12 protein-coding genes are annotated in these 12,771 nt (G+C 68.8%); all 12 read left to right on the top strand.

The genetic code is table 11. The features are described from left to right. Nucleotides 1-37 precede the first annotated feature (37 nt). The 12 genes from Q7J58_RS13195 (at nucleotide 38) to Q7J58_RS13140 (ending at nucleotide 12,765) form a co-directional block, all read left to right on the top strand. Nucleotides 38-1,153: an acyl-CoA dehydrogenase gene (locus Q7J58_RS13195; protein ID WP_304828701.1), complete on the top strand. Its 1,116-nt coding sequence runs from the start codon at nucleotides 38-40 to the stop codon at nucleotides 1,151-1,153. Nucleotides 1,154-1,220: 67 nt separating this feature from the next. Continuing rightward, nucleotides 1,221-2,201 carry a tripartite tricarboxylate transporter substrate-binding protein gene (locus Q7J58_RS13190; protein ID WP_304828698.1) on the top strand — a complete coding sequence of 327 codons (981 nt, stop codon included), beginning with the start codon at nucleotides 1,221-1,223 and terminating at the stop codon, nucleotides 2,199-2,201. A 24-nt stretch (nucleotides 2,202-2,225) separates the two neighbouring features. Continuing rightward, the gene (locus Q7J58_RS13185) at nucleotides 2,226-3,851 is read left to right on the top strand and encodes a GMC family oxidoreductase N-terminal domain-containing protein (RefSeq protein WP_304828695.1); all 1,626 of its coding nucleotides are present in this window, start codon (nucleotides 2,226-2,228) and stop codon (nucleotides 3,849-3,851) included. 11 nt (nucleotides 3,852-3,862) lie between these two features. After that, a complete protein-coding gene (locus Q7J58_RS13180) occupies nucleotides 3,863-5,347 on the top strand; it encodes an aldehyde dehydrogenase family protein (RefSeq protein ID WP_304828692.1) in 1,485 nt (494 codons plus the stop codon). A 78-nt stretch (nucleotides 5,348-5,425) separates the two neighbouring features. After that, nucleotides 5,426-6,406, top strand: a complete 981-nt coding sequence (locus Q7J58_RS13175) for a Bug family tripartite tricarboxylate transporter substrate binding protein (protein ID WP_304828689.1) — start codon at nucleotides 5,426-5,428, stop codon at nucleotides 6,404-6,406. Between the two features lie 61 nt (nucleotides 6,407-6,467). Beyond that, the gene (locus tag Q7J58_RS13170; RefSeq protein ID WP_304828686.1) at nucleotides 6,468-7,685 is read left to right on the top strand and encodes a thiolase domain-containing protein; all 1,218 of its coding nucleotides are present in this window, start codon (nucleotides 6,468-6,470) and stop codon (nucleotides 7,683-7,685) included. A gap of 5 nt (nucleotides 7,686-7,690) precedes the next feature. Further along, a complete protein-coding gene (locus Q7J58_RS13165) occupies nucleotides 7,691-8,131 on the top strand; it encodes a Zn-ribbon domain-containing OB-fold protein (protein WP_304828683.1) in 441 nt (146 codons plus the stop codon). 147 nt (nucleotides 8,132-8,278) lie between these two features. Further along, the gene (locus tag Q7J58_RS13160; protein WP_304828681.1) at nucleotides 8,279-9,481 is read left to right on the top strand and encodes a CaiB/BaiF CoA-transferase family protein; all 1,203 of its coding nucleotides are present in this window, start codon (nucleotides 8,279-8,281) and stop codon (nucleotides 9,479-9,481) included. A 21-nt stretch (nucleotides 9,482-9,502) separates the two neighbouring features. Continuing rightward, nucleotides 9,503-10,504: a protocatechuate 3,4-dioxygenase gene (locus tag Q7J58_RS13155; RefSeq protein WP_304828678.1), complete on the top strand. Its 1,002-nt coding sequence runs from the start codon at nucleotides 9,503-9,505 to the stop codon at nucleotides 10,502-10,504. A 126-nt stretch (nucleotides 10,505-10,630) separates the two neighbouring features. Beyond that, complete coding sequence (locus Q7J58_RS13150) at nucleotides 10,631-11,311, top strand: RraA family protein (protein ID WP_304828675.1); 681 nt, start codon at nucleotides 10,631-10,633, stop codon at nucleotides 11,309-11,311. A gap of 129 nt (nucleotides 11,312-11,440) precedes the next feature. Continuing rightward, a complete protein-coding gene (locus Q7J58_RS13145) occupies nucleotides 11,441-12,106 on the top strand; it encodes an RraA family protein (protein WP_304828672.1) in 666 nt (221 codons plus the stop codon). After that, the gene (locus Q7J58_RS13140) at nucleotides 12,103-12,765 is read left to right on the top strand and encodes a 4-carboxy-4-hydroxy-2-oxoadipate aldolase/oxaloacetate decarboxylase (protein ID WP_304828670.1); all 663 of its coding nucleotides are present in this window, start codon (nucleotides 12,103-12,105) and stop codon (nucleotides 12,763-12,765) included. Before Q7J58_RS13145 ends, Q7J58_RS13140 begins: the two co-directional genes overlap by 4 nt. Nucleotides 12,766-12,771 lie beyond the last annotated feature (6 nt).

Genomic DNA, 12,771 nt, shown 5'->3' with positions numbered 1-12,771 from the left:
TGAGCCCCCCTCCCGGCTGGATACCCAAGGACACGCAATGGATTTCTCTCTGAACGACGACCACCTGGCGCTGCGCGCTGCGGTGCAACGCTTTTGCGATGGCGAATACCCGGTGGAACACCGGGGCAACGCCGAAACCCCCGAGCAAGCCCGGGCCCGCTGGTCGGGCATGGCCGAGCTGGGCCTGCTGGGCCTGCCCTTCCCGGCCGACGCCGGTGGCAGCGAGCAAGGCCCGGTGGAGGTGATGCTGGTGGCCCAGGAACTGGGCCGCGCCCTGGGTGGGGGCGCCTTTGTGGCCAGCACCGTCATGGCCGGCGAGTTGCTCGTGCGCCTGGGTTCGCCCGAGCAACAGCAGCGCTGGCTGCCGGCCCTGGCCAGCGGCGCGCTGCAGGCCGGCGTGGCCCTGTACGAAGACGGTGCCCGCTACGACTGGCAGCGTGTGCAGCTGCAGGCCCGCGCCACCCCGCAAGGCCATGTGCTCAACGGCCGCAAGACCGGTGTGCTGCACGGCGACAGCGCCGGCCTGCTGCTGGTGGTGGCACGCACCGCTGGCCAGGGTGACGAGCGCCAGGGCCTGACGGTGTTCGCGGTGGACGCCAGCGCGCCCGGCGTGCAGGTGCGCGGCCACGACACGCTGGACGGGCGCCGCGCGGCCCACGTCACGCTGACCGATGTGGTGGTGGCGCCCGACGGCCTGCTGGGCACGCCCGGCGCGGCGGCCGATGCGGTGGAAGCCGCGCTGGACGCGGCCATTGCCGCCCTGTGCGCCGAGGCGGTGGGTGTGGTGGACGCGCTGCTGGTGCACACCGCCGAGCACCTGCGCACCCGCAAGCAGTTCGGTGCGCCGCTGGCGAAGTTTCAGGTGCTGCAGCACCGCGTGGCCGACATGGCCATTGCGCTGGAGCAGCTCAAGTCGATGGCCTGCGTCGCCGCCATGGCCGTGGAGATGGGCGAGCCGGTGCAGCGCCGGCGCCTGGTCTCGGCGGCCAAGGTGCTGGTGAGCCAGCAAGGCCGCCAGCTGGGTTTGTCGGCCATTCAGATGCACGGCGCCATGGGCATGACCGACGAATGCCGCGTCAGCCACTGCGCCAAGCGCCTGATGGTCATGGGGCAACTGTTCGGCGACGCCGCCTGGCACCTGCAACGGGTGTGAGGGGGTGGTCGCTGGCCGTGCAAGGTGAGTTCTTTTCAGCCGTTATTTCAACCACAAGGAGACAAGCATGATGAACCGCAAGACTTTCACGGCCGCGATGGCCGCAGCCCTGTTGAGCCTGGGCCTGGGCGCGCAGGCGCAAGACAAACCCACCATCCGAATTCTGGTGGGTTTCCCGCCCGGCGGTGCCTCTGACAGCTTGGCCCGCCTGATGGCGGACAAGCTGCGCGAGGAGCTGCAGCAGCCCGTCATCGTGGAAAACCGCCCTGGCGTGGGTGGCCGCATCGCGGCGCAGGCGGTGAAAGCCGCTGCCCCCAACGGATTGACCTACATGGTGGCGCCCAACGCCACCCTGACCTTCCAGCACCTGACCTACCCGGTGTCCACGCTGGGTTACGACATGACCACCGACTTCACCTCGGTGGCCCAGCTCACCTCCTACCCCATGGCGATGGTGGTGCACAACAGCCTGGGCGTGAAAAACGCCAAGGAATTTGCGGCCTGGCTCAAGGCCAACCCCGCCAAGGGCAACTTCGGCACGGCCGGGCAGGGCGGCGACACGCACTTCAACGGCCTGCAGTTCGCCAAGATCGCCGGCGTTCCCATGCAGGTGGTGCCCTACCGCGGCAACGGCCCGCTGGCGACCGACCTGCTGGGCGGTCAGATCCTGATCGGCAACATGCTGGCCGGCGACGCCCTGCAGCATGTGAAGGCCGGCAAGCTGAACTACGTGGGCGTGTACGCCAGCAAGCGTTCGCCCCTGTTGCCCGATGTGCCGACCATGGCCGAGCAGGGTTTTGACACCGGCGGCAGCGACGGCTGGATGGCCGTGTGGGGCCCGGCCAAGCTGCCCAAGGCCGAGCTGGAGCGCATGCAGGCGGCCATCAAGAAAACCCTGGCCGACCCGGCGGTCCAGGACACCCTGATGACCAAGTTCCTGCAGGTGGCCGACTACCGCACCGGTACCGAGGTGGACAAACAGCTGCAGGCCGAGCTGGCGCATTGGGGCCCTGTCATCAAGGCCTCGGGCTTCACCCCCGCGCCCTGAGCGCAGCGCGAACAGGCAACACGTATGGAAGAAGTGGATTACATCGTGGTGGGCGCCGGTTCGGCGGGCTGCGTGCTGGCCAACCGCCTCAGTGCGGACGGCCAGAAGACGGTGCTGCTGCTGGAAGCCGGCGGGGAAGACCGCCACCCGCTGGTGCGCATGCCGGTGGGTTTCATGAAGGCGCTGCAACGCCGCTCGCTCACCTGGGGCTACGAAAGCGAGCCCGAGCCGCACCTGAACGGACGCCGCTTGCCCATCCCCCGTGGGCGGCTGCTGGGCGGCTCTTCTTCCATCAACGGCATGTTCCACATCCGGGGCCACCGGCTCGACTTTGACGAGTGGCGCGACCTCGGTTGCACCGGCTGGGGTTACCAGGACGTGTTGCCTTACTTTCTGCGCTCCGAGAGCAACTGGCGCGGCGCCGGCCCTTTCCATGGTGGCCAGGGCCCGCTGCAGATCCGCCACATCGACACCCGCGAGCTGCTCGACGAGCCGCTGCGCGCGGCGGCCGTGCGGGCCGGGCACGCCGTGACCGACGACTACGACGGCGAGCACAACGAAGGCATTGCGCGCGGGGACGTGGCCATTGACGCGCGGGGCCGGCGCAGCAGCAGCGCCCGCGCCTACCTGCACCCGGTGCGCGACCGCGCCAACCTGCGGGTGCACACCCGCGCGGTGGCCACCCGCGTGCTGATGGACAACGGCCGGGCTGTGGGTGTCGAATACACCCGCAACGGCCAGTTGGTGCAGGCCCATGCGCGCTGCGAGGTGGTGCTCAGCGGGGGCGCCTACAACTCGCCGCAGCTGCTCATGCTCTCGGGCATCGGACCGGCCGCGCACCTCAAGAGCCTGGGTATTTCCGTGGTGGTTGACCTGCCCGGCGTGGGTGGCAACCTGGTGGAGCACCCGCGCATGATGCTGATGTACCGCGCCAGCGCCCCGGTGACCTTCACGAACCAGCTGCGCCTGGACAAGGCCATTGTTTCGGTGCTGAAGTGGGCGTTGTTTGGCAAAGGCGCGTTTGCGACCCAGATCTGCAGCGGCACGGTGCTGCTCAAGACCCGCCCCGAGCTGGACCGCCCCGACATCCAGCTGCTGTGCAACCCGGTGCGCTTTGACGCCGGTCTGTGGTTCCCGGGCCTGGTCAAGCCCAAGGAACACAGCTTTTACATCACGGTGTGCCAGCTGCACGCGAAAAGCCGGGGCCGCGTGAGCCTGCGTTCGGCCAACCCCAGCGACGCACCGAAGATTGCGTTGAACCTGTTTTCCGCGCCGGAAGATGTCGAGTCGATGCGCGCAGGCCTGCGCGCGGCGCGCCAGATTTACGCCCAGAGCCCACAGGCCGAACTGATCGACGCCGAAACCATTCCGGGTGCCCACCTGAACAGCGACACCGAACTGGCGCAGGCGATCCGCGAGTTCGGCGGCATCACCCACCACCCGGTGGGCACCTGTGCCATGGGCGTGGGCCCCGACGCCGTGGTGGACCCGCAGCTGCGCGTGCGCGGCGTGGCGGGTCTGCGCGTGGTGGACGCGTCCATCATGCCCACCATTCCGGGCGGCAACACCAACGCGGCCACCGTGATGATTGCCGAGAAGGCGGCCGACATGATCCTCGGCCGCAGCCTTCCCCCTGCTCCCTCTCTCTGAAAGCCCCGCCCGTGAACACCCCCCACACCGCGATGCCACCCTTGCTCCAGCAACCCCTGCGCCTGTTGATCGACGGGCAGTGGGTGGGCTGCGCCTCGGGCGCGAGCATGGACGTGATCAACCCGTCCACCGGCGAGGTGCTGGCGCAGGAAGCCCTGGGCGGCGCGGCCGAGATCGACCAGGCGGTGCAGGCCGCGCGCCGCGCGCTCGAAGCCGGCCCGTGGGCCCGCGTGCGCCCGGCCGAGCGCACCCGCCTGCTGCTCAAGCTGGCCGACGCGCTGGAGCAGCACGGCGACGAGCTCGCCCTGCTGGAAACCCTGAACACGGGCAAGCCACTCAAGGTGGCCCGCCTGTTCGACGTGGGCCACGCCGCCGAATGCCTGCGCTACAACGCCGGCTGGGCCACCAAGCTCAACGGCGAAACCCGCGCGGTCTCGCTGCCCGGCGACTGGCACGCCTACACCCTGCGCGAGCCGGTGGGCGTGGTGGGCCTGATCGTGCCGTGGAACGTGCCGCTGGCCATGGCGGTGAGCAAGATCGCGCCCGCGCTGGCCGCCGGTTGCACGGTGGTGCTCAAGCCCGCCGAGCTCACGCCGCTGACCGCGCTGCGCCTGGGCGAGCTCATGGTGGCGGTGGGCTTCCCGCCCGGGGTGGTGAACATCGTCACCGGCCTGGGCACCGAAGCCGGGCAGGCGCTGGTGGCGCACCCGGGCGTGGACAAGGTCTCGTTCACCGGCTCCACCGCCGTGGGCAAGGCCATTCTGGCCAGCGCGGCCGGCAACCTCAAGCGCGTGGCGCTGGAGCTGGGCGGCAAGTCGCCGGTGTTCATCTTTCCCGACGCCGATCTGGACCGCGCCATCGACGCCGCCGCGCGCGGCATCTTCAGCAACACCGGCCAGGTGTGTGCCGCCGGCTCGCGGCTGTTCGTGCACCGCAGCGTGGCCGAGCGTGTGGTCGAGGGTGTGGCCCAGCGCGCCCGCCAGCTGCGCGTGGCGCCCGGCCTGGTGGCCGACGCCGAGATCGGCCCGGTGATTTCGGCCCGCCAGCGCGAGCGCGTCATGGCCTATGTGGCCAGCGGCCGCGCCGAGGGTGCCGAGGTGGTGGCCGGGGGCGAGGCCCTCGACGGCGCCGGTTATTTCATCCAGCCCACCGTGCTGGTGAACACCACGCCCGCCATGCGGGTGGTGCGCGAAGAGATTTTTGGCCCGGTGCTGTGCGTGCAGCAGTTCGACGACGACAGCCTGGAGCAACTCGCCGCGCGCGGCAATGACACCGACTTTGGTCTCTCGTCCAGCATCTGGACGCGCGACCTGCGCACCGCCCACCAGATGGTGCGGCGCCTCAAAGCCGGCAACGTGCGGGTCAACGCCGCCGCCGCGCTGGACTTTGCCATGCCCTTTGGCGGCTACAAGCAGTCGGGCTGGGGCCGTGAAAACGGCCGCGAGGGCGTGGAGGCCTACACCGAACTCAAGTCGGTCGCCATCGACCTGAACTGACGGCCAACCCCGCTGCGACCTTGCTTTTTTCTTGTTCTTTTTTTCTTAGCGTTATCTGTTTTCTGGAGACAAAACACCATGCAAATTGCCCCCTTCTTTCGTTCAGCACTCGCTTGTGTGGCCTTGGGCGTCAGCCTGAGCGCCGCGGCCCAGTCGAGCCAGCCCATCAAGTTTCTGGTGGGTTTTCCGCCCGGGGGCTCCACCGACACCGTGGCGCGCGTGCTGGCTGAAAAAATGGCGGTGGTGCTCAAGCAGGCCATCGTCATTGAGAACAAGGCGGGCGCGGGTGGCCGGCTGGCCGCGCAGACGCTCAAGTCCAGCGCACCCGATGGCCTGACCTACATGATTGCGCCCAACGCCACGCCGGTGTTTCAGACCTTGCTGTACCCGCCCGAGGTGCTGAAGTACAACATGCTCAAAGACTTCGCGCCGGTGGGCGTGGTGGTGTCTTACCCGCTGGCGCTGGCGGTGGGCCAGCACACCGGTGTGAAAACGGCCAAAGAGTACGTGGCCTGGGTCAAGGCCAACGCCAAGGACAGCAGCTTCGGCACGGCCGGTGCCGGCGGGCACACCCATTTCAGCGGCATTCAACTGGGCAAGGCCATTGGCGTGGAGCTGCTGGCCATTCCCTACCGGGGCAATGGCCCGCTGGTGACCGATTTGCTGGGTGGCCAGGTGCCGGCCGGCGTCATGACGGCGGGCGACATTCTTCCGCACCAGAAGAGCGGCAAGGTGCGCGTGGTGGGTGTGTTTGGTGCCCAGCGTTCGCCCATGCTGCCCGACGTGCCCACGTTCAAGGAGCAGGGCATCAACATCGACACCGGTGACGCCTGGACCGGCATGTGGGCCCCGGCCAACACGCCCAAGGCCAAGCTGGTCCAGGTGCAAAACGCGCTGAAATACGCGCTGGCGCTGCCCGAGGTGCGCGAGATCCTGGCCAACAAAGCCACCCTGAACCCGGACTTCCGCCCGGCCGAAGAGATGGACCGCCTGCAGCGCAAAGAGCTGGCCTATTGGGGCCCGGTCATCAAGGCCACCGGCTTCACGCCCGCCCAGTAAACGCTCCCATGCCGGTCACGGTGTGACCGGCCACAGCCCACCTACTCCCACGGAAGTCACCATGAGTCTGAACGGTTCCGCCTACATCGTTGGCGCCTACGAACACCCCACGCGCAAGGCGGACGACCTGTCCGTGGTGCGCCTGCACGCCGACGTGGCCAAGGGCGCGCTGGAGGACGCCGGCCTGTCCAAAAGCGACATCGACGGCTACTTCTGCGCCGGCGATGCACCCGGCCTGGGCACCACCACCGTGGCCGAGTACCTGGGCCTGAAGCTGCGCCATGTGGACTCGACCGAATGCGGCGGCTCCGCGCCCATCCTGCATGTGGCGCACGCCGCCGAGGCCATTGCGGCGGGCCGCTGCAACGTGGCGCTGATCACCCTGGCAGGGCGCCCGCGCGCCCAGATGGCGGCGGCCCAGGCGGCGGCGAAAGAAGGCAAGGGCGGCAAGTCGCCGCTGGCCTTGCGCCCGCCCGACCCCGACGCGCCGGAGCTGGCCTTTGAGCTGCCCTACGGCCCGGCCACGCAAAACCTGTACGCGGCGGTGGCCAAGCGCCACATGTTCGAGTTCGGCACCACGTCCGAGCAACTGGCCTGGATCAAGGTGGCGGCGTCGCACCACGCCCAGCACAACCCCCACGCCATGCTGCGCGATGTGGTCACGGTGGCGGACGTGGTGAACTCGCCGATGGTGAGCGACCCGCTGCACCGGCTGGACTGCTGCGTCATGAGCGACGGCGGCGGCGCCCTGATCGTGGCCCGGCCCGAAATTGCCCGCGAACTGGCGCGCAAGAGCGGCCGCCCACTGGTGAAGGTGCGCGGCACCGGGGAAGCGCCCAAGCACGGCATGGGTGGCCGCATGGACCTCACGTATTCCGCTGCGGCCTGGTCCGGCCCGATGGCGTTTGCCGAGGCCGGCCTCACGCCCGCCGACATCCAGTACGCCTCGCTCTACGACAGCTTCACCATCACCGTGCTGATGCAGCTCGAAGACCTGGGCTTTTGCAAAAAAGGCGAGGGCGGCAGGTTCGTGATGGACGGCAACCTGATCTCGGGCGTGGGCAAGCTGCCCTTCAACACCGACGGCGGTGGCCTGTGCAACAACCACCCGGCCAACCGCGGCGGCATCACCAAGGTGATTGAGGCCGTGCGCCAGCTGCGCGGCGAAGCCCACCCTGCCGTGCAGGTGCCCAACTGCGGGCTGGCCCTGGCCAACGGCATTGGCGGTGCACTGGCCTCGCGCCACACCGCCGGCACCCTGATTCTGGAGAGGATCTGAACACCATGAGCACCCCCAACACCCCGCAAGACAAACCTGCCCGCCCGCCCGCGCCCGCCGCCGGCCCGCGCAAGATCCCGGCACCGCGCGTGCTGCCCGAATCGCTGCCGTACTGGACGGCGGCCGACGAAGGCCGTCTGCTGGTCAAACGGTGCAAGGCCTGCGGCGAAGTGCACCACTACCCGCGCGACATCTGCCCGCACTGCCTCAGCGCCGACACCGAATGGCAACAGGCCGCCGGCACCGGCACCGTCTATTCCTTCAGCACCATGGGCAAGGGCGAAGCGGCCTACACGCTGGCTTTCGTCACGCTGGCCGAAGGCGTGACGCTGATGACCAACCTGGTGGACTGCGATCCGGCCCAGGTGGCTATCGGGCAGGCCGTGCGCGTGGTCTTCAAACCCAGCGAAGGCGGCCACGCCGTGCCCATGTTCACCCCCGCATGAAACAACCACCCCCGTCGCTTGCCCACTGCGTGTGGCCGCACCCCCCCTCCAGGGGGCGACACCAGCCGTCCGGCCAAGCCGGCCCGGCGGTGTCTCCCGGCTACGCCGCTGCAGGCGCTATGCATCACTGACCCCATGGGAGCCCGAATGAACTCACCCAGAACAGGCCCGCTGTCGCGCTTCACCATCCTGGACGCGACCCGCGTGCGCGCCGGCCCCACCGCCATCCGCACCTTTGCCGACCTGGGCGCGCGCGTGATCAAGCTGGAGATTCCGCCCGGTGCGCCCGGGGGGGACGACATGATCGGCGGGCGCGACCACAACCGCGCCGACTACGAGAACCTGCACCGCAACAAGGAAAGCCTGACCCTCAACATGAAGGAGCCCGAGGGGCTGGCCATCCTGCGCGAGCTGGTGAAAACGGCCGACGTGTTCATCGAGAACTACCGGCCCGATGTGAAGTACCGCCTGGGCATCGGCCCCGACGAATTGCGCGCCATCAACCCCCGGCTGGTGTACGCCAGCATCTCGGGCTTCGGCCAGGACGGCCCCTACGCCAACTGGCCCGGCTTCGACTCCATCGCCCAGGGCATGGGGGGCCTGATGAGCCTGACCGGCCGGCCCGAAGACGGCCCCATGCGCGTGGGCATTCCGATCGCCGACCTGTGCTCGGGCCACTTCTGCGCCCAGGCCATCATGGCCGCGCTGCTGGAGCGCGAGGTGTCGGGCGAGGGCCAGTGGGTGCAGACCTCGCTGCTCGAATCGCAGATCGCCATGCTCGACTTCCAGGCCGCGCAGTGGCTGATCGACCGCAAGGTGCCCAAGTCCACCGGCAACGAGCACCCGCTGACCGTGCCCACCGGCGTGTTCGCCACCAGCGACGGCTTCATCAACCTGGCCGCCATTGGCCAGACCATGTGGAAGCGCCTGTGTGTGGCGCTCGATGTGGCGCCGCTGATCGACGAACCCGGCTTTGGCTCCGACCCCGAGCGCGTGCAGAACCGGGCCCGCGTGAACGCCGCCATCGGCGCCGCGTTCAAGACCCGCACCACGTCCGACTGGACCGAGCGCCTGCTCAAGGCCGGTGTGCCCTGCGGCCCGATCTACACCGTCGACCGCATGTTTGCGGACCCGCAGGTGAAGCACCTGGGCATGGCCCGCCCCATGCACCACCCGGAGCTGGGTGACATCGAGGTGGTGGGCCTGCCCATGCAGTTTTCGCGCTACCCGCGCGATGAGGGTCCGCTGCAGCCCGCGCCGCACCAGGGCGACCAGACCGAGGCCATCCTGAGCGGCCTGGGTTACAGCCCCGAGCGCATCGCCGAGCTGCGCGCCCAGTTTGTTGTCTGACATTTTTGTAAAGGCTGACCCATGGCACAACTTGTAGCCGCCTTTGGCTCTTCCCACAGCATCATGCTGGTCTCGCAGCGCGAAGACTGGCAACACGGGTTCCGCGCCATCGACCCGAAAAACGTGCACTACCACGACAAGCACGGCAACAAGACCGACTACGACGCCCTGCTGGCCGCCGCACCGGCGGGCACCGAGGCCATGGTCACGCCCGAGAAAATGAGCGAACGCTTTGATGCCGCCGAGGCCGCCATGGACCAGCTGAGCCAGCGCATCCGCGACGCCCGGCTCGACGTGCTGCTGATCGTGGGCGACGACCAGACCGAGCTGTTTCGCACCACCAACAACCCCGCCTTTGCCATCTACTACGGCGAGACCATCCGCAACACCGCGCGCGAACCGGCCTCGCCCAGCGACAGCTGGGTCAAGTCGGCGCGCATGTGGCGCCACGAGCCCGAGGCGGACCGCGACTACCCGGTGAAAAGCGACCTGGCCGAGTGGCTGATCCGCCAGCTGTGCGACCGCGACTTCGACATCGCCGCCATGGACGGCCTGGAGCGCGGCCAGTTCGAAGGCCACGCCTTTCAGTTCATCCACCGCCGCCTGCTCAAAGAACAGGTGCTGCCGGTCATTCCGGTGATTCTCAACACCTTCGACCCGCCCAACCAGCCCACACCGCGCCGCTGTGTGGCGCTGGGCGCGGCGCTGCGCGAGCTGATCGCGGCCTGGCCGCAGGACCTGCGCGTGGGCGTGATCGCCTCCGGCGGCCTGAGCCACTTCGTGGTGGACGAGGCGCTGGACCAGCAGGTGATCACCGCGATTCGAAACAAGGACAGCGCCACCCTGGCCGCGCTCGACCCCAAACTGCTGCAGGCCGGCAGCTCGGAAATCCGCAACTGGCTGGTGGTGGGCGAGATGGCCCGCGACCTCGACGTCGAGTGGGTCGACTACGTGCCGGGCTACCGCACACCGGCGCTGACCGGCACCGGGCTGGCCTTTGCCGCCTGGAAGACATTGACATGACCCCCCGCGTCGCCTTCGGCGCCACCCCCCTGCAAGGGGGACAACACCTGCGGCCCGGCAAAGCCGGTTCCGCGGTGTTTCCGGGCTGGAACCGCCTCACGCGCTTTGACACAACACATCACAGGAATGACAACCATGACCGACCCTGAAGTTCAACGCCTGCGCCGGCTCGACGCCTGCGCCGTGTCCGATGCCATGGACAAACTGCAACTGCCCGGTGTGGTCACCGGCCTCACCCAGCGCAGCGGCGGCGGTCGTATTGCCGGGCGTGCCGTGACCATGAAAGTGGGTCCTGGCCAGCCACCGCCCGGACCCGCCAAACACCTGGGTTGCACCGCCATTGAGCAGTCGGACGCCGACAACGTGATCGTGGTCGAGCAGCGCTCGGGCCTGGAAGCCGGTTGCTGGGGTGGCCTGCTGACCCTGGGTGCCAAGGTGCGCGGCGTGGCCGGTGTGGTGGCCGACGGGCCCTTGCGCGACGTGGACGAGGCCATCGCCTACGAATTCCCCGTGTTCAGCCGCAGCCTGACCTCGCGCACCGCGCGCGGGCGGGTGGTGGAGCTGGGCGTGCAGGTGCCGGTGACCATCGGTGCGGCGCAAGGCGGCGAGGTGGTGGTGCAGCCGGGCGACTACGTGCTGGCCGACCGCAGCGCGGTGATCTTCATCGCCGCCGCCGACATTCAGCGCGTGCTGGAAGCCGCTGAAACGATCGTGGCCAAAGAGGCCGCCATGGCCAAGGCGATTCTGACGGGCACGCCGATCGGCCAGGTCATGGGCGGCAACTACGAGCACATGCTGAACACGTGACCCCCCGCGCCGCCTGCGGCGCCACCCCCAGGGCAACACCTGTGGCCCGGCGGAGCCGGTTCCGCGGTGTTACCGGTTTGAAACCCTTGCGCACCGCCTTGTGGTGCCTTTGATGAAGGAACTCTGACGATGAAACCGATAGATGACAACAACGTGGCGCGCGCCGCCCGGCTAGACACGCCGACCCTGTCCGACGCCCTGGACCGGCTGGGCATCGTGGGCCAGTGCTACAAGATCAAGCCACGCGACGTGAACTTCCGCATGGCCGGGCGCGCCTGGACGCTCAAGTACGGCCCGGCCGCCAAACCCTGCGGCACCGTGGGCGACTACATCGACGACGTGGCGCCCGGCAGCGTGATCGTGCTGGACAACAACGGCCGTGAGGACGCCACCGTCTGGGGCGACATCCTGACCGAGATCGCCCACCGCCGTGGCATCGCCGGCACCGTCATCAACGGCATCAACCGCGACACGCACCTGTGCCTGTCGCTGGGCTACCCGGTGTTCTCCATCGACAACTGGATGCGCACCGGCAAAGACCGCGTGCAGGTGGAAGCCACCGGCATTCCGGTCAACATCGGCGGTGCGCGCGTGGCGCCGGGCGACATCCTCAAAGGCGACACCGACGGCGTGGTGGTGATCCCCAAGGAACACGAAGACCGCGTGCTGGCGATTGCCGAAGAGATCGAGGCCGCTGAAAACAAGATCCGCGAAACCGCGCGCAGCGGCGTGCGCCTGGACGAAGCGCGCCAGCAGTTCAAGTACCACCAGCTTCAGACCCGCGAGGCCACATGAAAAATCACGACGCTGCCTTGACCACGCGTCTGGACTTCCCGCGCCTGAGCCCCGCGCTGGTGGCCGCCGCCGCCCGGCTGCCCACCGCCACGCTGCACGAAGCCGCGAAGAAGATCGGCGCTTTGCCCTCGGCCATCAAGCCGGTGTCGCCGCAGTTCCGCTGCGCCGGCTCGGCCCTCACCGTGCACTCGCCCGGGGGCGACAACCTGTGGCTGCACCGCGCGCTGGACATCGCGCAGCCCGGTGACGTGATGGTGGTGTTTGCCAACGGCGCCCACGAGCACGGCTACTGGGGCGAGATCATGACCACCATGGCCAAGGTGCGCGGCATGGCCGGCCTGGTGATCGACGGCTGCGTGCGCGACGGTGTGCTGCTGGGCGAGATCGGCTTCCCGGTGTTTTCACGCGGCCTGTGCATCCAGGGCACCGGCAAAGACTTCGGTGCCATCGGCTGGATCAACCACCCGGTCACCATGGGCCATGTGGTGGTGCAGGCGGGCGACCTGATCGTGGGCGACGCCGACGGCGTGGTGGCCATTCCCCACGCCCGCGCCGCCGAAGTGGTGGCCGCTGGCGAGCGGCGCGAGGCCGAGGAGGCCGCCATTTTGCGCCGCCTGGAAGCCGGCGAAACCACCCTGTCGGTGTACGGCTGGCGCTGACGCAGC

This window comes from Hydrogenophaga sp. (assembly GCF_030656115.1).
Taxonomy (GTDB): domain Bacteria; phylum Pseudomonadota; class Gammaproteobacteria; order Burkholderiales; family Burkholderiaceae_C; genus Hydrogenophaga.
This window is presented reverse-complemented; position numbering and strand designations above follow the sequence as displayed.

Bases quoted from the DNA above. Each gene is read 5' to 3' on its own strand.
- Q7J58_RS13175 (WP_304828689.1), top strand. From the start codon at position 5,426: ATGCAAATTGCCCCCTTCTTTCGTTCAGCACTCGCTTGTGTGGCCTTG.
- Q7J58_RS13145 (WP_304828672.1), top strand. From the start codon at position 11,441: ATGAAACCGATAGATGACAACAACGTGGCGCGCGCCGCCCGGCTAGAC.
- Q7J58_RS13140 (WP_304828670.1), top strand. From the start codon at position 12,103: ATGAAAAATCACGACGCTGCCTTGACCACGCGTCTGGACTTCCCGCGC.
- Q7J58_RS13165 (WP_304828683.1), top strand. From the start codon at position 7,691: ATGAGCACCCCCAACACCCCGCAAGACAAACCTGCCCGCCCGCCCGCG.
- Q7J58_RS13160 (WP_304828681.1), top strand. From the start codon at position 8,279: ATGAACTCACCCAGAACAGGCCCGCTGTCGCGCTTCACCATCCTGGAC.
- Q7J58_RS13190 (WP_304828698.1), top strand. From the start codon at position 1,221: ATGATGAACCGCAAGACTTTCACGGCCGCGATGGCCGCAGCCCTGTTG.
- Q7J58_RS13150 (WP_304828675.1), top strand. From the start codon at position 10,631: ATGACAACCATGACCGACCCTGAAGTTCAACGCCTGCGCCGGCTCGAC.
- Q7J58_RS13185 (WP_304828695.1), top strand. From the start codon at position 2,226: ATGGAAGAAGTGGATTACATCGTGGTGGGCGCCGGTTCGGCGGGCTGC.
- Q7J58_RS13170 (WP_304828686.1), top strand. From the start codon at position 6,468: ATGAGTCTGAACGGTTCCGCCTACATCGTTGGCGCCTACGAACACCCC.
- Q7J58_RS13155 (WP_304828678.1), top strand. From the start codon at position 9,503: ATGGCACAACTTGTAGCCGCCTTTGGCTCTTCCCACAGCATCATGCTG.
- Q7J58_RS13195 (WP_304828701.1), top strand. From the start codon at position 38: ATGGATTTCTCTCTGAACGACGACCACCTGGCGCTGCGCGCTGCGGTG.